General features: G+C 70.7%; 18 protein-coding genes. 14 read left to right on the top strand and 4 right to left on the bottom strand.

Annotation, left to right across the window (positions count from 1 at the left end):
• Nucleotides 1-210 precede the first annotated feature (210 nt).
• Nucleotides 211-1,659, top strand: a complete 1,449-nt coding sequence (locus IE153_RS38775; RefSeq protein ID WP_189594373.1) for an amino acid permease — start codon at nucleotides 211-213, stop codon at nucleotides 1,657-1,659.
• Nucleotides 1,660-1,732: 73 nt separating this feature from the next.
• Here the strand turns inward: IE153_RS38775 and IE153_RS38770 are convergent, their stop codons facing one another.
• Together IE153_RS38770 and IE153_RS38765 are read right to left on the bottom strand one after the other, a co-directional pair.
• Nucleotides 1,733-2,671, bottom strand: coding sequence for a DMT family transporter (locus tag IE153_RS38770; RefSeq protein WP_189594379.1), 939 nt, complete (start codon nucleotides 2,669-2,671; stop codon nucleotides 1,733-1,735).
• Between the two features lie 127 nt (nucleotides 2,672-2,798).
• Complete coding sequence (locus IE153_RS38765) at nucleotides 2,799-3,551, bottom strand: MmyB family transcriptional regulator (protein ID WP_229829383.1); 753 nt, start codon at nucleotides 3,549-3,551, stop codon at nucleotides 2,799-2,801.
• 598 nt (nucleotides 3,552-4,149) lie between these two features.
• On the opposite strand from IE153_RS38765, the gene IE153_RS38760 reads away from it, so the two are divergent.
• The 10 genes from IE153_RS38760 to IE153_RS38715 all read left to right on the top strand — a co-directional run bounded on the left by IE153_RS38760 (nucleotide 4,150) and on the right by IE153_RS38715 (nucleotide 16,193).
• Nucleotides 4,150-5,976 carry a non-ribosomal peptide synthetase gene (locus tag IE153_RS38760; protein ID WP_189594371.1) on the top strand — a complete coding sequence of 609 codons (1,827 nt, stop codon included), beginning with the start codon at nucleotides 4,150-4,152 and terminating at the stop codon, nucleotides 5,974-5,976.
• Between the two features lie 72 nt (nucleotides 5,977-6,048).
• The gene (locus IE153_RS38755; protein ID WP_189594370.1) at nucleotides 6,049-9,051 is read left to right on the top strand and encodes a type I polyketide synthase; all 3,003 of its coding nucleotides are present in this window, start codon (nucleotides 6,049-6,051) and stop codon (nucleotides 9,049-9,051) included.
• Complete coding sequence (locus IE153_RS38750) at nucleotides 9,044-10,207, top strand: MupA/Atu3671 family FMN-dependent luciferase-like monooxygenase (RefSeq protein ID WP_189594369.1); 1,164 nt, start codon at nucleotides 9,044-9,046, stop codon at nucleotides 10,205-10,207. The genes IE153_RS38755 and IE153_RS38750 overlap by 8 nt, the downstream gene beginning before the upstream one ends.
• A gap of 3 nt (nucleotides 10,208-10,210) precedes the next feature.
• On the top strand, nucleotides 10,211-10,774 hold the full coding sequence (locus tag IE153_RS38745; RefSeq protein ID WP_189594368.1) for a gamma carbonic anhydrase family protein: 564 nt from the start codon (nucleotides 10,211-10,213) through the stop codon (nucleotides 10,772-10,774).
• The gene (locus IE153_RS38740; RefSeq protein WP_268251964.1) at nucleotides 10,774-11,544 is read left to right on the top strand and encodes a thioesterase II family protein; all 771 of its coding nucleotides are present in this window, start codon (nucleotides 10,774-10,776) and stop codon (nucleotides 11,542-11,544) included. Before IE153_RS38745 ends, IE153_RS38740 begins: the two co-directional genes overlap by 1 nt.
• Before the next feature lie 19 nt (nucleotides 11,545-11,563).
• Nucleotides 11,564-12,388, top strand: coding sequence for a transporter substrate-binding domain-containing protein (locus IE153_RS38735; RefSeq protein WP_229829382.1), 825 nt, complete (start codon nucleotides 11,564-11,566; stop codon nucleotides 12,386-12,388).
• Nucleotides 12,375-12,899 (top strand): flavin reductase family protein, encoded by a 525-nt coding sequence (locus tag IE153_RS38730; protein WP_189594365.1) that lies wholly within the window; start codon nucleotides 12,375-12,377, stop codon nucleotides 12,897-12,899. Before IE153_RS38735 ends, IE153_RS38730 begins: the two co-directional genes overlap by 14 nt.
• On the top strand, nucleotides 12,896-14,188 hold the full coding sequence (locus IE153_RS38725) for a homoserine dehydrogenase (protein ID WP_189594364.1): 1,293 nt from the start codon (nucleotides 12,896-12,898) through the stop codon (nucleotides 14,186-14,188). Before IE153_RS38730 ends, IE153_RS38725 begins: the two co-directional genes overlap by 4 nt.
• 87 nt (nucleotides 14,189-14,275) lie before the next feature.
• Nucleotides 14,276-14,578, top strand: coding sequence for a putative quinol monooxygenase (locus IE153_RS38720; protein ID WP_189594363.1), 303 nt, complete (start codon nucleotides 14,276-14,278; stop codon nucleotides 14,576-14,578).
• Between the two features lie 352 nt (nucleotides 14,579-14,930).
• Complete coding sequence (locus IE153_RS38715) at nucleotides 14,931-16,193, top strand: cation:proton antiporter (protein ID WP_189594362.1); 1,263 nt, start codon at nucleotides 14,931-14,933, stop codon at nucleotides 16,191-16,193.
• Between the two features lie 25 nt (nucleotides 16,194-16,218).
• Here the strand turns inward: IE153_RS38715 and IE153_RS38710 are convergent, their stop codons facing one another.
• Nucleotides 16,219-16,875, bottom strand: a complete 657-nt coding sequence (locus tag IE153_RS38710) for a response regulator (RefSeq protein ID WP_189594361.1) — start codon at nucleotides 16,873-16,875, stop codon at nucleotides 16,219-16,221.
• On the bottom strand, nucleotides 16,872-17,744 hold the full coding sequence (locus IE153_RS38705; protein ID WP_229829381.1) for a HAMP domain-containing sensor histidine kinase: 873 nt from the start codon (nucleotides 17,742-17,744) through the stop codon (nucleotides 16,872-16,874). The genes IE153_RS38710 and IE153_RS38705 overlap by 4 nt, the downstream gene beginning before the upstream one ends.
• Before the next feature lie 334 nt (nucleotides 17,745-18,078).
• Between IE153_RS38705 and IE153_RS38700 the strand changes: the two genes are divergently transcribed.
• The 3 genes from IE153_RS38700 to IE153_RS38690 all read left to right on the top strand — a co-directional run bounded on the left by IE153_RS38700 (nucleotide 18,079) and on the right by IE153_RS38690 (nucleotide 20,264).
• A complete protein-coding gene (locus IE153_RS38700; protein WP_189594359.1) occupies nucleotides 18,079-18,366 on the top strand; it encodes a DUF3040 domain-containing protein in 288 nt (95 codons plus the stop codon).
• 195 nt (nucleotides 18,367-18,561) lie between these two features.
• A complete protein-coding gene (locus tag IE153_RS38695; protein WP_189594358.1) occupies nucleotides 18,562-19,257 on the top strand; it encodes a hypothetical protein in 696 nt (231 codons plus the stop codon).
• Between the two features lie 293 nt (nucleotides 19,258-19,550).
• Nucleotides 19,551-20,264, top strand: a complete 714-nt coding sequence (locus tag IE153_RS38690; RefSeq protein WP_189594357.1) for a class F sortase — start codon at nucleotides 19,551-19,553, stop codon at nucleotides 20,262-20,264.
• Nucleotides 20,265-20,288 lie beyond the last annotated feature (24 nt).

The following is a 20,288-nucleotide window of genomic DNA, read 5'->3' as shown; positions in this document are numbered from 1 at the left end:
CGAGGCGGACATCTCCGCGTACGAGGCGAAGCGCCCCACGTTCAAGCCGCGGACCCTCCCCGCCTGACGAAGCCCCCACGCAAGGAAGGCGACGGACCGGCCCACCGGCGCGACGACCGCGCGGGTCGGGTCGGCCGGTCCGCCCGGCGGTCACCGTCGACCTGCCGGGCGGTCGCCCTCGCACCGCATCCACGCATCCGAGGAAGTTCCATGACCGCTTCACCCGACAAGGTCGCCGCTCCGCCCGGTGCGCCCCCGCACGAACCAACCGCTCAGGGACTGCAGGCGGGGCTGAAGAACCGCCATCTGTCGATGATCGCCATCGGCGGGGTCATCGGCGCCGGCCTCTTCGTCGGCTCCAGCACCAGCATCGCGATCACAGGGCCCGGCATCCTCCTCTCGTACGCCCTGGTGGGCGTGCTCGTCGTCTGTGTGCTGCGCATGCTCGGCGAGATGTCCGCGGCCAACCCCGCCTCCGGGTCCTTCTCGGCCCATGCCGACCGCGCCCTCGGGCCCTGGGCCGGATTCACCATCGGCTGGCTCTACTGGTTCTTCTGGGTCGTCGTCCTCGCCATCGAGGCGACCGCTGGAGCCGTGATCCTGGAGGGCTGGATACCCGCCGTGCCCCAGTGGGCGTGGTCCCTCGTCGTGATGGTGGTGCTGACCGCCACGAACCTCGCCTCGGTGAGCTCCTACGGCGAGTTCGAATTCTGGTTCGCGGGCATCAAGGTGGTCGCCATCGGGGCGTTCGTCGTCATCGGAGCCCTCGCGGTCTTCCACCTGCTGCCGGGCGTCGACAGCCACCAAGCGGGGATCGGCAACCTCACCGGACACGGGGGCTTCCTGCCCAACGGGCCCGGCGCCATCCTGACTGGTGTGACCCTCGTCGTCTTCTCCTTCATGGGCAGTGAGATCGCGACACTGGCGGCGGCTGAGTCGGAGGACCCGAGGCGAGCGGTGACCAAGTCGACCAACAGCATCATCTGGCGCATCGCCGTCTTCTACCTCGGCTCGATCTTCGTCGTCGTCTGCCTGGTGCCGTGGGACAGCGCGGCGGTCGCGGACAAGGGATCGTATGTGGCCGCGCTCGACAGCCTCGCTCTTCCGCACGCCGGCCAGATCATGAACGTCATCGTGCTGGCGTCGGTGCTGTCGTGTCTCAACTCGGGCGTGTACACAGCCTCCCGCATGGCCTTCTCCCTGGGAGAGCGTGGGGACGCGCCCAGGGCTTTCGCCCGCGTCACCGATCGCGGAGTCCCGCGCACCGCGATCATCGCCTCCGTGGCATTCGGGTTCGTCGCCGTCTTCTTCAACTACAGGTTCCCGGACACCGTCTTCCTGTTCCTGGTCAACTCCAGTGGCGCGGTGGCCCTGTTCGTATGGCTGGTGATCTGCTTCTCGCAGCTGCGCATGCGGAAGATCCTCCAGCGGGAGGCGCCGGAGAGGCTCGTCGTGAAGATGTGGCTGTACCCGTATCTGACCTGGGCGACGGCCGCACTGATCGTCTTCGTCCTCGGCTACATGCTGACCGACGGCGAACACGACGGACGCCAGACCGTTCTGCTCTCCCTGCTGGTCGCCGCGGTGGTGCTGGTCGTCGCGCTGATCCGGCACCCGGGCCGCCTCCTCCGCCGCCGCACCGGCAGCGGGACAGGCTAAGCTCCTGGTGAAACGCCGTGAGGGCGATGCGGCAGCCTTGCCACATCGCCCTCACGGGCCACACCTTGGCTCCTCAGAGAGTGGACTTCTGCGCGGCCTCCGGCTCTTCGGAAGGTCGGGCCTTCAGCACCGCTCGCGGGGACCGGTCCCGCGTCCTCCCCCTCATCCGCGACACCGCGACCCCGGACAGACACAGCAGACCACCCACGAGCGAGAGCCAGTTGGGCACCTCGCCGAGGAACAGCCACGACATGAAGACGACGAGTACCGGCACCGCATAGGTCGTGGCGCCCATCTTCCCGGCCGTGGTACGCGATATCGCGTAGGCCCAGGTGCTGAACGCGAGAGCCGTCGGGAAGACACCGAGGTACACCACCTGCAATGACGCGGACTCAGGAGCCCGGCTCACCTGCGCGGCGAACCGGCCGGCGAACGGCAGGCAGGCCAGCGCTCCCACGAGCGCACCGAATGTCGTGACCTGCAAGGGAGTCGCATGCTTCAAGGTGGGCTTCTGCAGGACGACGCCCACCGCGTACACCACCGCCGCGAGCAGGCACAGCAGCACACCGAGGACGGACGTGTCCTCCCCGCTGGACGTGGCCACACCGACGATCACGGCGCCGGCGAACGACACCGCCACGCCCGCCATCAACCGGGGCGGGAAACCCTCCTTGAGCAGCCAGCCGCCCAGGAGCGCCATGAGGATCGGACCGACATTGACGACCATGGCGGCCGTGCCCGCGTCCACCTCCCGCTCGCCCCAGTTCAACGCGACCATGTAGGCGCCGAACCACAGCACTCCCGAAGCGGCGATGCCGAGCCACGCCTGGCGGGGCGGGAGCCCCTCACGCCTGATCAGCAGAAAGGCGCCAAGAACGACCGAGGCCACCGCCAGTCTGCCGAACGCGAGGGGGCCCGGGTCGAAATGCGCGGCGGAACTGCGGATCGAGATGAACGACGATGCCCACAGCACCACGGTGACGGATGCCGCGGCGAGTGCCCGGCCGTCCATCGCACCGGAGGGCGGTGTCCCACCTGCCGCCGATGTAGGTCCCGACTGTCGGCTCACGATGGTGTCCTCCTGATGTTCTCTGCGTGCTCTGTGCGCGCGTGGTCGACGTACGGGCCGGCCGGCGTCCTCAACTGCGACACTGCGCGGGGTCGCGCTCGCCCCGGTTCGGCAGTGGTGCCGGGTCGGACTCGGGCAGCAGCAGGACGTAGCGGAGTTCCTGCCGGTGAGCGGGCAACAGCACCTGGGATGTGACGGTGATTTCCCACGCCGAGACATGCGGCAGCCGAAGGCGGAAACGGTGTCCCTGGCGATAGGCGACGACCTTGGTCTCCTCGTCCCAGAGTCTCCGGCATTCGGGGTCGGCGAGCACCTCGTCGAGCAGCGCGCCGAGCTGCCTGTTGTCGCGGCTGCTCACCAGGGCGAATCGCAGCTGCGCGAGATAGAGAGCGGCATGCCGGGGCCAGTCGGTGAGCTGCTCGCGGGCCTCCGGCGCGGTGAGGGCCCAGCGCAGGAGATTGGCCTCCGGTTCACGGACCCAGGGAAACCAGTCCGCCATGGGGTCCGTGCAGTCGAGCATGTTCCACGCGTGGTCCACGATGTAGGCCGGGTATCGCTCGTGCGTCGCCAGCAAGTGGGTGAGTGCACTGCGGGCCTCTTCAGGCCCGTCCGGCTCCGGTTCACCCAGCTTGGTGTTCGCGTGTACGTGTCTGTACAGGGCCAGGCGTTCGTCCGGACCGAGTGCGAGCGCGGTGGAAAGGCGTATCAGCGCTTCGGGGGTGAGGGGAGCACCGGCATTGCTTTCCAGATTGCGATACCAGCGCTCGCTCACCTCCATGCGCTGGGCCACTTCCTTCTGCGGGAGCGGCTTGCCGCGCTGCAATTTCTTTCCTGCGGCAGCCCGCCAGGCGCGGAGTAAGTCGGGGAGCCTCGTGGGGTGGTGCACCGGCTGGAATTACCTCTCTGTTTTGCATGTCAGAGGCCGAACTCCGTTGGCGGCCCGCGATATAAGAGCGTCGCGACTCCCGTGCATGCTACCGGACCACCGGAGTGGCGCAAGGTGATCTCAGGCACGGCCACCTCACGGTTCCTTCGGTGGGCGGGTGAGCTCCGCAGAGGCCGAACAACCGGCAAATTTCTGCCGGTTGATGCACGCTGCACGGGGTCTTCAAAACCGGCCGTCCGGCTTGGTGTGCTCCATGGCCGATGAATTCGAGGGCGGAAGTAAAACGAGGGCGGCTTCTATATCGGGGCGGCACATTATTGCCGCTTGACGGTGCTCCGTTTTCGCTGGAAGCATCTCGGCCGGAGTCGCGGAGCTCTGCGGCACAGGTATCGCACCGCCGGGTTGTTTCCGCTGTGTTTCCCTTTCCGTGTTCTCGCCTTCGCTTTGCGGAGGCGCAGACGAAATCCTCACCCGAGACCGCTCGCATGTCCGGGCAACTCGGTGAAGGAACTCACCAGATGATGGAGAGTCATCCGTGCTGAAGGCCGACACCCTGTTACAGCAGGCCTGTGAGAAGTTCGCCGACACGACCGCGATCCGCAGTGCTTCGGAGTCGATGCGATTCTCCGAACTGTCCTCACGCGCCGAAACGATGGCGGACGACCTGCGGGCGCGGGGCATCGGGGCCGGCGATGTCGTCGGCGTGCTCGGCCGACGCAGCGCGTCGGTGATCACGGCGGTGTTCGGAGTGTGGAAGGCCGGCGCGATCGTCATGCTCGTCGATGACGCGCTTCCCGATGTGCGCCGCGAGACCATGCTGGACTCCGGTCACGCGCGAGCCACCGTCGACTGCGCCGACGGCCACCGGATCGAGCTGCGGCCCGGCTCCGAGCCCGCCCCGGGAAGCGGCCCGGCCGGGGTGCTCCACCATGACGACTACGCCTACATCGCCTTCACCTCCGGGTCCACCGGGAAGCCCAAGGCGATCGTCGGCAGCCACCTGGGCCTGTCCCGGTTCCTGGAGTGGCAGTCCGGCGCCTTCGGCATCGGCCCGCAGGATCGTTTCGCCCATCTGACCAACCTCTCCTTCGACGTCTGGTTCCGGGACGCCCTGACGCCGCTGATCTCCGGAGCCACGCTGTGCATCCCGGACGGTCGGCACCTGGACGCCACCGGGCTGCTGGACTTTCTGCGCAGCGCGGAGATCACCGCGTTCCACCTGGTCCCCTCGCTGGGCAAGGTGTGGCTGTCGGGCCCGGCGCAGAGCGAGCCGATACCGAGCGTCCGCCTGTCCTTCTTCGCCGGCGAGCCCCTCGACGGCGCCCTGGTGAACAGGTGGCAGGACCTCTTTCCGCACTGCCAGGTGGTGAATCTCTACGGCCCGACCGAGACGACACTCGCCCAGCACTTCCACCGGGTGCCACGCCCCCCGGCCGCCGGGATACAGCCGGTGGGACACAACCTCCCCGGGTCGCGCAGCCATGTCCTGGACGAGGACGGGACACCGTGCGCCGACGGAGTCACGGGCGAGATCCACATCGCGGCGGACCACCCCTCCCACGGCTATCTGGTCGACGGCCGGATCGTCTCCCCGTTCGTCGAGCTCCACCTCGACGGTGAACGGGTCCTCGCCTACCCGACCGGAGACCTGGGCCGGTACGGCGCGGACGGCATCCTGGAGATCCTCGGCAGGGCCGACGACCAGGTCAAGATCGCCGGCGTTCGGATCGAGCTGCAGGAGGTGCGGTCCGCCGTCCAAGCACATCCGAGCGTCCGGGACGCCTTCGTCTGCGCGCCGGAGGACCGGTTCACCAAGACCATCGTGGCGGTCGTCGAAGGAGACGCCACGGCGGAACGGGCACTGCGCGACCACCTGAGTGAGCGGCTGATGAGCGCCATGCTGCCCTCGGCCTTCCTGTACCTCCCCGAGCTGCCGAAACTCCCCAACGGGAAGACCGACCGCAAGGCACTGTCCGAGATCGCCCGCGAGCACGTCCAGAACCGGCGCGCGGACACCGACAGGCCCGGCGCGCGGGGCCGGTCGGCCGCGGAGCGACTGGAGCGCATCTGGCTCTCCGTGGCCGGAGGCGGGGCCACGTCCCTGGCCGACCGTGAGGCGAACTTCTTCGACATCGGCGGAACCTCGGTGACGATCGTCGTGCTCCACTCGGAGATCCAGAGCGAGTTCGGTGTGCGCTTCCCGCTGGTCCGTCTCTTCGAGCACGCCTCGTTCAACGCGCAGCACCGATTCCTCGATTCGCTCTCCAAGGAGCCGCACGGCCATGTGCCCGGCCGTCCGGCCGCCACCGCACGCGCCACGCGGAGCCGGGTCCTGTCGGCCCGGCGCGCCCGCCTGCGCTGAGACCCGGCCGGACCTGCCGTCACCTTGGCCGGCCTCCCGCACGCCCCCCACCCGCACTACCCAAGGATGACCATGGAAAGCGACGACGAGCTGATCGCGATCGTCTCGATGGAATGCCGTGTGCCCCAGGCCGCGAACGTCGAGGAGTTCTGGCAGAAGCTGGTGAACGGCGAGAGTGCCGTCAGAGACCTCGCGGACCCGGAGGTCGCGTCCGCCGGGGTGCCGGCCGAGCAGCGGTCGCGTCCGGACTACGTCAAGCGGGCCGGAGTCCTGGAAGGCGTCGCCGAGTTCGACTCCGCGTACTTCGGATACTCCCCGCGCGAAGCGGACGTCCTCGATGTCCAGCAGCGCCTCATGCTCGAATCGTCCGTGTCCCTGCTGGAGCGGGCCAACATCGACCCGCAGCGCACCGAGCAGCGGATCGGCGTGTTCGCCGGCTCCGCGATGAGCACCTACCTCTTCGGTGCGCTGCGCCGTCGTGACCTGGTCGAGTCGCTCGGTGAGATGGTCGTCCGGCACGGCAACGACAAGGACTTCCTCGCCACCAGGATCTCCTACAAGCTCAATCTGCGCGGGCCCAGCGTGAACGTGCAGACGGCCTGCTCGACCGGTCTCGTGGCCGTCCACTCGGCCGTGCAGAGCCTGTTGCTGAACGAATGCGACGCCGCCATCGCCGGAGCGGCCCACGTCCGTGTGCCACAGGAGTCCGGGTACCGGCACCAGGTCGGAGGCGTGCTGTCGCCGGACGGCGTGTGCCGCCCGTTCGACTCCGGCGCGAACGGCACGCTCTTCACCAACGGACTCGGGCTCGTGCTGCTGAAGCGGCTGCGCGACGCGATCGCCGACGGGGACGAGGTGCACGCGGTGATCGCCGGCTCGGCGGTCAACAACGACGGTGCGCAGAAGGTCAGTTTCACCGCGCCGAGCGTCTCCGGCCAGGTCGGGGTGCTCAGCGACGCCCTCCAGGTCTCCGGCGCCAAGCAGACGGACATCTCCTACATCGAGGCGCACGGCACGGGCACGGCACTGGGCGACCCGATCGAGATCGAAGCCATCAAGCAGGCGTACGGCCTCGACGGCACCCCGTGCGGCATCGGTTCGCTCAAGGGCAACTTCGGGCACCTCAACATCGCCGCCGGCATCATCGGCCTGATCAAGGCGGCGCTGGTCCTGAAGCACCGGTACGTGCCGCCGACGATCAACGTCGGAGAGATCAATCCGGGGCTGGAACTGGACGGTTCACGCTACTTCGTGACCACCGAGGGGCAGCCGCTCGACGGCGACACCGAGACCTGGGCCGGTGTCAGCGCCTTCGGCATGGGCGGCACCAACGGTCACGTCGTCCTCAAGAGCTTCGAGCAGGCGCCCGCGGAGCCCGCGGCGCCCGCCGACGGCCCGAGCATCCTCACCTTCTCGGCACGCTCGGAGGAAGCCCTCAAGGGCCAGGCGGCCGCACTGGCACAGCACCTCGCCACGCACCCGGACGGTTCGCTCGCCGAGTACGCGTACACGCTGTGCGAGGGCCGGACGAGGCATCCCCACCGGGCGTCGCTGGCCGCGATCGACCGGACGGAGGCGGTCGCCCGCCTGAAGGCCGGCCGGTACCACCGGGGAGCGGAAGCAGAACCGGACGAGATCGCGTTCGTCTTCGCGGGGCAGGGGACGCAGCGGCAGGCGATGGGAGCCGTGCTCGCCGCGAACGACGAGCACTTCGCGCGCCGGCTCGACGAGGCGACCGCCGCGGTGAACGAGCACACCGACTTCGACGTGACCACATACCTCCGTCCCGACTCCGAGCTCGACGGCATCGACACGTCGGTGGCGCAGCCACTCCTGTTCGCCGTGGAACACGCGCTGGCGACCGCCCTCATCGACTCCGGCGTCCAGCCGCGGTACGTCTTCGGGCACAGCCTCGGCGAGATCGTCGCCGCGACCGTCGCGGGCGTGTTCGACCTGGAGTCGGCGGCCGAGCTGGTCGCGACGCGGGCACGGCTGATGGGACGCTGCGAGACCGGGGCCATGCTCGCCGTCGACCGCCTGGAGCCGTTCGCGGACCTGCTCGACGACACCTCGCTCGTCGTGGCGGCGACCAACTCCGTTCAGCAGTACGTCCTGTCGGGCACCCACGAGGCGATCGACACCGCCGCCGCGCGGGCCGCCGAGGCCGGAGCCCACCACCAGCGGCTGGCGACGTCCCACGCCTTCCACTCGCCGCTGATGCGGCAGGCCGCGGCCGACTTCCTGGAGTTCCTCAAGCCCCGCGACCTCCGGGCCCCGGCCATTCCGCTGGTGTCGAACATCACCGGGCGGCTTCTCACGGAATACGAGGCCCGCAGCCCCCACTACTGGGCCGACCACCTGCTGCGCACGGTCGACTTCGCCGAATCCGTGCGCACCCTGCGGGAGTCCGGCGTGAGCAGGTTCATCGAGATCGGCCCGGGCCGGTCGATGAGCAACCTGGTACGGGCAGGCTTCGGCCCCGACGCCGCCCCGGCCCTCCAGCTGGCCCAGGCGCTGGGGGAGCGGGAGCACGAGGACGAGTCGTTCGCGGACGCCGTCGCGCTCGGTTGGGCCACCGACTGCGGAGTTCCCCTCGAGAAGTACGCGACCGCCCCACGGATGACGTCCCTGCCGACGTACGCGTTCGAGCGGCACGTCCACTGGGTGGAGCCCACGCTCGGATTCGCGGCCGACGACCACGCCGCCGAGCCGGCGGCTCCGGCCCGCCCCGGGGCCTCGCGCACCGCCGAGTCCGTCGCCACCGGTTCCCACGACGGTGACGGGACGACGGGCACCCCGGCCGACGACTCGCTCGACCTCGACGAGCCGACCGCGGAGATCCGGCGCGTCGTCGAGCAGATCTTCGCAGGCTTCCTCGGCGACGCCGCCGCGGCCGACGACCGGGGATTCTTCGAACTCGGCGGGAACTCCCTCATGGCCATCCAGCTGATCAACAAGCTGCGAGAGACCTTCGAACTGGACTTCTCCGTCCGTGACTTCTACGAGAACAGCTCGGTCTCGTCGACCACCGACGTGATCAGGGCCCTGCTGACCGAGGAGCCCGCGCGTGTCTGACAATCCCCTCCTGGACGCCGCCCAACTGGCGCGACTGAAGGCGAAGCTGAGGTCCGGGACCGCGGACGCCGCTCCCGCTCCCGCCGACCTCCCCCCGCCGACCGAGTCGGACCTCCCCGGCCTGGGTGTCATCTTCTTCTCCGGACTGAGCGGGGACAGCGACCCCTACGACCTGCTGCTCGAGGTCTCCCGGTTCGTCGACCGCGCCGGATACAGCGCGATCTGGACACCGGAGCGGCACTTCACCGAGGTCGGTGGCGCCTATCCCAATCCGGCGCTCCTGGGCGCGGCTCTCGCCATGATCACCGAGAACGTCCGCATCCGCTCGGGAAGCGTGAACCTTCCGCTGCACGACACGCTGCGCGTCGCGGAGGAATGGGCACTCGTCGACAACCTGTCGGGCGGGCGCGTGGACCTGGCGGTGGCACCCGGCTGGCACTCACGGGACTTCGTCCTCAACCCCGAGGCGTACGAGACCAGGGGACAGGTGCTCAACGAGTCCCGGGAGGAGCTGCGCAAGCTCTGGCGCGGGATCGCCGTCGAGCGCACCGACCCCGCCGGGGAGCGCCACGACATCCTGACCTTCCCCCGGCCCGTGCAGCCGGACCTCCCCCTCTGGCTCACCTCGTCGAAGAGCGTCGACTCGTGGCGCTTCGCGGGAGAGCAGGGCCTCAACGTCCTGACGGCGCTCATCAACTTCGGGCCCGCCGACCTCCAGCACCGCATCGGCGTCTACCGCGAGGCACGGACCCGGGCCGGTCTCGACCCCGAGGCCGGTGTCGTCTCCCTGATGCTGCACACCTACGTCGGCGTCGACACGTACGAGGCCGTGGAACGCGTCCGGGAGCCCATGATCGACTATCTGGGTTCCTTCGTCACCCAGCACGCGACGTCAGGGCAGGCGGAGGCCCAGGACAAGTCGCGGACCCTGCAGAACCTCGACGCGGACCGGGACGAGTTCCTGGAGATGGTGTTCCAGCGGTACGTCTCCTCCAGCTCCCTCATCGGCGATGTGAAGCAGGCCCGGCAGACGCTGGAAGGTTTCCGCGACATGGGCGTGGACGAGGTCGCGTGCCTCGTGGATTTCGGACTGTCCAAGGACGAGGTGCTGGCGAGTCTGGGCCGGCTGTCGTCGCTGCTTTCGAAGGGAGCCTGAGCTGTGCGGACCTACAGCTTCCAGGGCATCGTGCCGCGCGTGCACCCGAGCGTCTACGCGTTCGAGAACGTGGTGGTGATCGGGGACGTCGAGATCGAGGAGGGCGTCAGCCTCTGGCCCGGCGTCACCGTGCGCGGGGACAAGGGTGCGGTGCGGATCGGCCGGGGATCGAACATCCAGGACCACGCGATGCTGCACTCGGACCCGGGTGCTCCGCTGGACGTCGGACGGAACGTCACCGTCGCCCACAGCGCGGTGCTGCACGGCTGTTCGGTCGGCTCCGGAACGGTCGTCGGTATCGGTGCCGTGCTGCTGAACGGCGTCTCCGTCGGGGAGAGCTGCCGGGTCTCGGCGGGAGCGGTGCTCAGCGCCGGGCCCGTCTACCCGCCCCGGAGCCTCATCGCGGGCACGCCGCCCTCCGTCCTGATGACGCTGAGCGACAGTGACGTGTCCGTGCTGGACGAGACGGCCGCCGAGTACCGGGAACTCGCCGCGCAGTACCGCGCCGGCCTGCGCCGGGTCGAGGTGGAGGGCCACGAGCAGCCCCGTACCCGGGCCGCTGTCTGATGGCGCAGGTCACTCCCGACACGCAGCGGTTGCTCCGGCGGCACGGGCCCGGTCACCGGCAGGCGGCCGTCTGCTTCCACCACGCAGGCGGCGGCATGTCGGCGTACCGAGGCTGGGCGGAACGGCTCTCCCCGCACATGGACGTCGTCCTGGTCCAGCTCAAGGGCCGCGAGGACCGCACCGCGGAACCGCTCACCGACGACCTGGGTGATCTCGCCGTGCGGATCGCCCGGGGCGTCTGCGAGATGCCCTACGACGAGATCGTCCTCGTCGGCCACAGCATGGGCGCGACGGTGGCGTGGGCGGTCGCCGACGCGATGTGGGCGGTGTACCGGCGCCGCGCGCGCGTGGTGCTGTCGGCCCAGGCCCCGCCGCCGTACACGGACAGCATCGGCCGACTGCCCCCGCCGTCGCTCGACGACCGGTCCGCGGAGGACCCCGCGGCCGTCCAGGACGCCCTGACGAGTGCAGCCGACGCGCTCCACTCGCGGCTCCTGGCCGCGGACCTGGCGTGGATGGCCCGCGAGTTCCCCGCCCTGGTCCCCCGGGCGCTGCCCGTCGACCTGTACTGCCTGGCGGCCGACCAGGACCCGCTGCTGGCCCCCGGGGACATGGCCGGCTGGGCGTCGCTGACGACCCGGCGCTTCTCACGACAGCTGGTGTCGGGAGGACACATGTACCTCCTGACGAATCCGGCGCCCGTCCTCGACCTCGTCGAGGAACTGGTGGAACACGGCGCGAGGGACAGGGGGATCGGCGTTGTTCAGTGACCCGCACGACGGTACGAGGGTGCGCGTGGGGCTCCAGCGCAGCACCCCGCCCTTCTCCTACGCCCCGACGGCGGACTTCCGTCCCGTCGGATACTCCGTGGACCTGGCGCGGCTGGTCCTGCACCGGGTTTTCCCACCGGAGGGCGGGACACCGCCGCTGGAGTCGGTCGAGGTCACCTCCTCCACGAGGGAGGGGCTGCTCGCCGAACACCGCATCGACATCGAATGCGGCTCGACCACCATCACCCCGGCGCGCTCGCGGCGCTGTGCCTTCAGCCGGCCGGTGTTCCGTACCGCGCACCGTGTCGCCGTGAAGCCCGGCGCCGACCCGACGGCGGGGCGGCTGCGGGTGGTCGGCATCCAGGGCTCGACGAGCCAGGCGGCCCTGGAGAGTCACACCGACCCGGGCTTCCACCACACCTTCGTGGGGGTCGCGTCCATCGGCGAGGCCAGGGACGCCTTCCTCGAAGACCCGCAGATCGGTGCCATGGTGGCGGACGAGGTGATCCTGCGTGCGCTGCTGCGCGGACCCGGCGCGCCGGCCGGCACGGAACTCCTGGACCTACGGCTCGGCGGGGAGAACTACGGGTTCATGATGCGCCACGAGGATGAGACGTTCGTCCGCGCCGTCGATGACGCCCTGGCCGACGTGTTCGCGTCCGAGGAGTACACCTCGCTCGTCAGGCGCTGGTTCGTCGACGAACTGCCCGGTCTCGGCTTCGGCCTGGGCATGGACCCCGCGGACGAGGCCTTCGTGCCGCGGACGAGGAAGACGGGGAACCGCCCCGCCGAACGGGGAAAAACCCTGCTGATGGGAACAGGCGGATTCGATGAACATCACTGAGACCACCGTGCAGGACGCTTTCAAGGACGTCATGGCCTGCGTGGCCACGCCCGTGTCCATCGTGACGGCCATGCCCGGCGACGGGGCGCCGTGCGGGGCGACCGTCAGCGCGTTCGCCTCGCTGTCGATCGCGCCGGCGATGGTGATGGTGAGCCTGGACAGGGGATCGCGGACGCTGGAGGCGATCCGCGACTGCGGACGCTTCGGCCTCAACGTCCTCGGCGCGGACCAGGACGACCTGGCGATGTCCTTCGCGACCAGGAGCGGGGTCGACAAGTTCCGCGGTACGTCCTGGTACGTCGACCACGGCGTCCCGCGCATCGCGCGGAGCTCGGCGTGGATCGCGTCGGCCGTGGCCGGACTGGTGGACGGCGGCGACCACGTCATCGTGCTCGGCCAGGTCGACGCGGCGGAGGCCGCCCGGGGCGAGGCACCGCTGGTCTATCACCGGCGCAGCTTCGGAACCCACCGGCCGCACGACATGACCGACGGTGTGGGGGTTGCGGAATGAGGAAGATCCGCATCGGGCTGCTCGGCTGTGGAACCGTCGGGGAGGAGTTCGCCGGACTGCTCCTCGAACGGCGATCCGCCATCGAGGACGTCGCCGGGATATCCCTGGAACTGGTACGGGTGGCGGTACGCGATCCCGGCAAGCCGCGCTCCGTGGAACTGGCCCCGACGGTCTTCACCGGCAACGCCTTTGACGTCGTCAAGGCCGACGACGTGGATCTCGTGGTCGAGTTGATCGGCGGCCCCTCACCCGCCCGCGAGCTGGTCACGGCCGCGCTGAACGCCGGGAAGCCGGTCGTGACCGCGAACAAGGAGCTCGTCGCGAGCGCGGGCCCCGACCTGTTCGCCGCGGCCGACCGGGCGGGGGTGGACCTCTTCTTCGAGGCCGCCGCGGTCGCGGCGGTCCCCATCCTGCGGCCCGTACGGGAGTCCCTGCTGGCCGAGGACGTGATCCGGGTGGCCGGCATCGTCAACGGCACCACGAACTTCATGCTCACCCGCATGATGGCCGACGGCCTCGGCTTCGACGAGGCGCTGGCGAAGGCGCGGGAACTCGGGTACGCCGAGCCCGACGCGACCGCCGACGTGGAAGGCGCCGACGCGGCGTCCAAGATCGCCATCCTCGCCTCGCTGGCCTTCAACCGGTCGGTCGTGGCCGACGACGTCAGCCGGGAGGGCATCACCGGCCTCGACGGCGAGGACTTCGAACTGGCCGCCCGGTTCGGGTTCGACATCAAACTCCTCGCGGTCGCGGAGCGCTTCACCGACCCGGCGGACCCCCAGGGGACGATCGGCACCCAGGTCTTCCCCGCCCTGATCTCGCGCGACCACCCCCTGGCGAGTGTCCGGGAGAGCTTCAACGCGGTCTTCGTCACCACGTCCGCGGCCGGCGAGCTCATGTTCTACGGCCACGGCGCCGGCCCCCGCCCCTCGGCGTCCGCGATCCTCGGCGATGTCGTCGGCGCCGCGGAACATCTGGCGCGCGGAACCCATCGGCGCGTTCCTGTCGGCCCGCCGGCGGCCCTGCGGCCCACGCGAGACCTGGTGCACTCCTACTACATCCGCGCCGACGTCGACGAGGCACCGGGCGTGCTGTCCGAGGTGACGGGAGTGTTCGGGCGCAACGGCGTGTCGATCCGCACCGTGGAGCAGCACGGTTCGGAGTCCGAGGCGCGCATCGTGTTCCTCACCTTCCCGGCACCCGAGCACGCGCTGCACGACGCTCTGGAAGAGCTGCACCGCCTGGACCCCGTCCGGGCGGTGGGCCGGGTGCTGCGCATCTACGCATAGCGGCCGGCGCTCCGGCGCCACCCCGACGTGATCCGAAAACCCCGGCGAACCCGCCGGGACCACCGCAGGAAAAGAAGGGTTCGACAGATGTCCCAGCCGGTACGACTCGTCATTCACATCACCACGCTTCCGGGCCGGGGGAAGGAACAGATCGCCGCGTTCGAGGAGATCGCTCCGCTCGTGCGGGCCGAGGAGGGATGCCTCCAGTACGACCTGCACCAGGTGCTCGACGCCCCCGACCGCTTCGTCCTGCTCGAACGGTGGGCGTCCGAGGAAGCGCTCGCCGCGCACGACGCCAGTCCGCACATGATCGCGGCCGACGCGGCCAGCCCCGCGTTCCGAGCAGGCCCGGCGACGGTGGTCAAGCTCGTCCCCGACCCCCTGGCCTGACGCTCGTACCCCGAGCACCACACCGGCTCGCCGGGCCCCCGCCCGGCTGTCTGTCTCCCCGTCGGGTCCCCACCCGGCGGGGAGATTCGTTTCTCCCCAGGAGGACGACGGCACGGACGGGTGGGTGTCGTCCCCGCCCGGAGATGGGTGCCGTCACCGATGGTGGCGCCACCGGGGTCCGTGTGAGGCTGGCAGCACCGCCCGGGCCGCCGCGCCGGCCGTGTCACGGCCCCTGCCCCGGGTTGCGCCGAGAGGCGCACGACGCCATCCCGCAAGGCCCCTGAAGGAGGAGCCCCTATCCACCCCCGCTCGGTGAAACGATCCGTCTGCGCGCCCTCGAAGGTGGTGATCCGTGGGACACGCTGACAGCCTCCTCGCCATGGGCGGAGCCTTCCTGGCCGCCGCCTTCCTCGCCCGCCTCGGCGGCAGGATCGGGCTCCCCACGATCCCGCTGTTCATGCTTGCGGGCATCCTGCTCGGCCCCCACACGCCGGGCCTCGTGATCGTCCAGGACGCCCACGACTTCGAGATGCTCTCCGCGCTCGGACTGGTACTGCTGCTGTTCTACCTGGGCCTGGAGTTCCACCTCGACGACCTGAAGGACGGCGGCCGGCGTCTGCTGACGGCGGGTGGGATCTACCTGCTGCTCAACGTCGGCGCAGGCCTGGGATTCGGCTTCGCCCTCGGCTGGGGCGTCCGCGAGGCGCTCGTCCTCGCCGGTGTCCTCGGGATCTCCTCGTCCGCCATCGTCACCAAGATCCTCATCGACCTGGGCCGCATCGGCCGCCCGGAGACGCGCCTCATCCTCGGCGTCATCGTGGTCGAGGACATCTTCCTCGCGCTGTACCTGGCCGCCCTCCAGCCCGTCATCAGCGGCGCCCAGGGCGTCGGCGACATGGTTCTGCAGGGCGCCAAGGCCTTCGGCTTCCTGCTGCTGCTGGCCGCGGCGGCCCGCTACGGCACCAAACTGGTCGGGCGGCTCATCGCGACCCGCGACAACGAACTGCTCGTGATCAGCTTCCTCGGCGCGGCCGTCCTGGTGGCGGGAGTCGCCGAGGTCCTCGGAGTAGCCGACGCCATCGGCGCGTTCATGGTCGGCCTGATCCTGGCCGGCACCCCCTCCGGCCCGCGCATCCGGGACCTGGTGCACCCGCTGCGCGACGCCTTCGCGGCCATCTTCTTCTTCGCCTTCGGCCTCTCCATCGACCCCGGCGACATCGTCTCCGTCGTCGGACCGGTCACCGCGGCGGCCGCACTGACCCTCGTCATGAACGTCCTCGCCGGTCTCCTCGTCGCCCGGGTGTACCGCTACGGCATCGACCCCGCCGCCGAGATCGCCACCACCCTCGTGGCCCGTGGGGAGTTCGCGCTGATCCTGGCCGCCATGGCCGCCAGCGCCGGGCTCGACGCCCGGCTCGCCCCGTTCATCGCCGGGTACGTCCTCGTCCTCGCGGTCCTCGGACCCATCGCCGCCGGACGCGCGCACCTGCTCGCCCGCGCGCTCCGGGCGGGCCAGGACCTCCTGCCCGGCCGCCGCACGGCCCCGGCGTACGACGTCGGGCCCGAGAGCGACGGCACACCGTCCGCCCCTCAGCCCGCCGAGGCCGAACGGTAGCGGCCGGCGGCCGTCCCCGGCGTGCTCAGGGTTCGATCAGTCCGACGCGGATGGCGTAGCGGGTCAGTTCCAGACGGTCCTTCAGACCGAGCTTCTGGAGCACGTTCGCGCGGTGCCGCTCCACCGTTTTGGGGCTGATGAACAGCAGGTCCGCGATCTGCTGCGAGGTGTGGCCCTCGGCGACGAGCTTGAGGATCTCCTCCTCGCGGTCGGTGAGGGTCCGGGAGGACCCCGTGCCGCCCTCCCGGACCCGGTCGAGGTGGTCGCGGATCAGCGCGTCGACGGCACCGGGATACAGGAACGGCTCGCCCCGCATCGTGGCCCGGCACGCCTCGACCAGGTCACGGTCCGCGACCGACTTGAGGACGTAGCCCGAGGCACCGGCGCCGAGCGCCTCGAAGAAGTACTGCTTGTTGTCGTACATGGTCAGGATGAGGATCCGGGTCTCCGGGCAGGTCCTGGACAGCTCCCGGGCGGCCTGGAGCCCCGTCAGACGCGGCATGGCGATGTCGAGGACGGCCAGGTCGGGCCGGTGCTCCCGGGCCCGGGCGACGGCCTCGGCGCCGTCGTCCGCCTCGGCGACCACGGTGAGGTCGGGCTCGGCGTCGAGGATGAGCCGGACGCCGCGCCGCACCAGGGCATGGTCGTCGGCGAGCAGGATGCGGGTGGGGGAGTCGGTCATGATCGGCCGTTCCGGTCGGGATCGTGTACGGGGGTGGGGACGGGGACGGTGAGGCGGACCTCGGTGCCTCCGCCCGGGCCGGGGACCAGGGCGAGACCGGCGCCGACGAGCAGCGCACGCTCACGCATACCCCGGATGCCGGCCCCCTCCGCCGCGTCGCCGGTGCCGTGCCCGTCGTCGCGGACATACAGCTCCACTCCCGTGTGGGTACGCCGCAGCACGATCTCGGCGTGCCGCGCCCGCGCGTGCCGGGCCACGTTGGTGAGCCCTTCCTGCGCGACCCGGTAGAGGACGACTTCGGCCTCTCGGTCCAGCGGCGGCAGATCCGCGTCGAGCCGGTGGCGTACGGACAGACCCGGCGCGCCGAAGTCGGTGGCGAGCGACTTGAGCGCACTGGCCAGGCCGAGTTCGTCCAGCACCCCGGGGCGTAGCCGGCGGGCGATCCGCCGGACCTCGTCCAGACCGGCCCGGGTCGTCTCCTGCACCTGGCGCATCTCCTCCCGCAGCCCGGGCGGCGCCTGCCCGGCCACGCGCTCGAGTTCGAGCAGGACGGCGGTGAGGGTCTGGCCGACCTCGTCGTGCAGCTCCTGCGCGACACGGCGCCGCTCGGCCTCCTGGGCGGACAGCACCCGGGCGCTGCTGGCGGCCCGCTCCTCCTCGAGGCGGTCGACCATGGTGTTGAAGGTCGTGATCAGCTCGGCGACCTCCCCCTGCCCTCCGACGGCCGGACGCTGCCCCGGACGCAGCAGGTCGATCGTCGTCATGGCCCGCGTCAGGAGATGGAGCGGGGCGAGACCGACCCGCAGCAGCCGCGCGTTCGCGATGAGCACGAGGGCGTTCAGCAGGAAGATCCGCCGGAACAAGGGCACCGCGTACCGCCTCCTCGAGACCGTCCACCCCCAGCGTGGACGCCGCCGGTCCCGGGCCGCCATCCGTGACGGCAGCCATCCTCGGGCCGAACACACGCCTTTCGGACCCGCGTTCATGGGGGGCGGCCACCGGGAAGGATGAGGGTGGGGCCCGATGGTGGAAGCCGCTGGAGGGGGGAGAAGCTGAAGCCCTGGTGAGACAGCCGCGGCCGGGCGTACCGCCGCATCAAAGGCCTGTCTCCCTCCGCACCGCACAGGGCCCGACACCCCAGGACTTGTCATGGCCTCGGCCGTGCCCTGCCTCGAAGCGCTCGGGTTCCGGGAAGGAGAAGCCGTGCCCCAGCCCGAAGACCAGCGTCTGGTCGATCTCGAAGCACGACTCGAGCGGGAGGATCCCCGTTTCACCCGGGCCATGAGAACCGGCCGGCCGGCCCGGCCCCGCGAGTACCGGCGGACCGGCGCATGGTGGGGGCTGGCCCTCGGCGTCGTCGTGCTCGGCACCGGCGTCGTCCTGGCCCAGGGACTGCTCATCGCGGGCGGGCTCGTCCTCGTCGGCATGGCGGCGCAGCTGGCCGATCCGGACCCGGCCCGCATGACGCACCGGGGGTTCGGGCGGCGCTGACGCGGGCCGCCTTCCGGGGCCCTCCGGAGGTGGCCGGACAGCCCTGGTGTGCCGCCGTCAGGGTGTCGTCTTAACCCGTGTGCACGCCCTGGATGGTGGGACGGCCCGGCTCGACTGACGGTGGTTCACGTCGAGGCCGGGTCTCGTGAGCTGGCGAGGCGTCAGCTGCCCGGCTCGCGACGAAAGGACTCACCGATGCGCTCTGCCCGCATGATGCTCGCGACGGCCACCGCCACGGCCGCCCTCGCGATCGCCGCACCCGCCGCCTACGCCGACGCGATGGGTGACGGGGACCACGACACCACTTCCTACAGCAAGGAGCACCACAAGGACGGCAAGCACCACAAGCCGCACGGCGGGATGCACACGGGTGGCGGAGCGCTGACCGCGGACGACTGGGACTCCTCCGAGGGCAAGCACGAGGAGCACGGCAAGGACGACGGGCAGGAGAAGGGCTGGGAGGGCAAGCACGACAAGCACCACAAGCCGCACGGCGGGGTGCACACCGGCGGCGGTGCGCTGGCCTCCGTGAACTCGGACGACTGGGAGGGCTCCAAGTACGACCCGGACACGTACAAGGACGGCGAGGAGGACTGGGGCGACAAGCAGGAAGAGGGCGGCTCCGGCGACAAGGGCGACTGGGGCGACAAGCACGAAGAGGGCGGCTCCGGCGACAAGGGCGACTGGGGCGACAAGCAGGAAGAGGGGGGCAAGCACGACAAGGGCTCCTGGGAGGGCAAGCACGAGAAGCCGCGCGGCGGCATGCACACCGGTGGCGGCGGCCTGGCCTCCGCTCCGGGCGTGACCGCCGGCGGTCTGGCGGTGCTGGCGGTGGCCGGCACCGGCCTGTTCGCGCTGCGTCGCCAGCGGGCCTCGCAGGGCGCCGCGTGAGCGGTGCCTGACACAGCAGCCGTGGCCGCCGCACGTGCTCCTCGCGTCGCGGCGGCCCGGCCTGGGCCGTGTCCGCAACGTCCCGCCTGCCCCGCGACGCCTGGCACGCCCCCATGCTCTCGACTCCGCTCGAGCAGGGGGTACCCCCACTCGCTCGGGCGAACGACGGGACTTTCCGGACACGACCCAGGGGGCTTGTGACGGATCACCGCGACGCCGCGGTGATCCGTCACAAGCCCCCTGGTCCTCCCGCTTGCCGTGCCCGCTGCCGTGCCTGAATGAGGTGGTCCCTGATGGCAGCCAGTCCCTCCGCTCTTTCCGACCTCGGCCCCGCCCCGGCGAAGCGACGGTTCCGCCGCGTCGTGACGGTGCTCTGGGTGGTGGCCGCCCTCGTCCTGACCGTGAACCTGGTCGGCGGCGGCGGTGAGTCGCCGGACGCCGCCGGCCCACCGCACGCGCCGCCCGCCGTGGCCGCCGCCTCGGCCGTCCCCGACCTGCCCGACACGCCGTCCCCGTCCGCGGCGCCCCACCGGCCCGGCGCGTCCGGCCCCCATCTGCCGCGGTCCCGGCCGGTGCGTCTGCTCATCCCCAAGATCTCGGTCGACGCGCCCTTCACCGCCCTCGCCATCAACGATTTCGGGCAGCTGGAGCCGCCGCCGGCGGACGACACCAACCTCGTCGGCTGGTACGCCAAGGGCCATACGCCCGGGGAGGCCGGCACCGCGATCATCGCCGGGCACGTGGACACCGTGACCGCCCCGGCCGTGTTCGCCGGGCTCAACGCGCTGAAGAAGGGCGACCGGTTCCAGGTGGCGCGGGCCGACGGCAGCAAGGCGACGTTCGCCGTCGATGCCACGGAGTCGTTCGAGAAGGACGACTTCCCCAGCGAGCGCGTGTACGGCGACACCCCCACGGCCCAGGTCCGGCTCATCACCTGCTCCGGCTCCTACGACCGTCAGGCCCGGGACTACACCGAGAACCTGGTCGTCTTCGCCCACCTCGTCTGACTTCTGGGGCCCCGGCCTGACTTG

Source organism: Streptomyces massasporeus (assembly GCF_014648995.1).
GTDB classification, from domain to species: Bacteria; Actinomycetota; Actinomycetes; order Streptomycetales; family Streptomycetaceae; genus Streptomyces; species Streptomyces massasporeus.
This window is presented reverse-complemented; position numbering and strand designations above follow the sequence as displayed.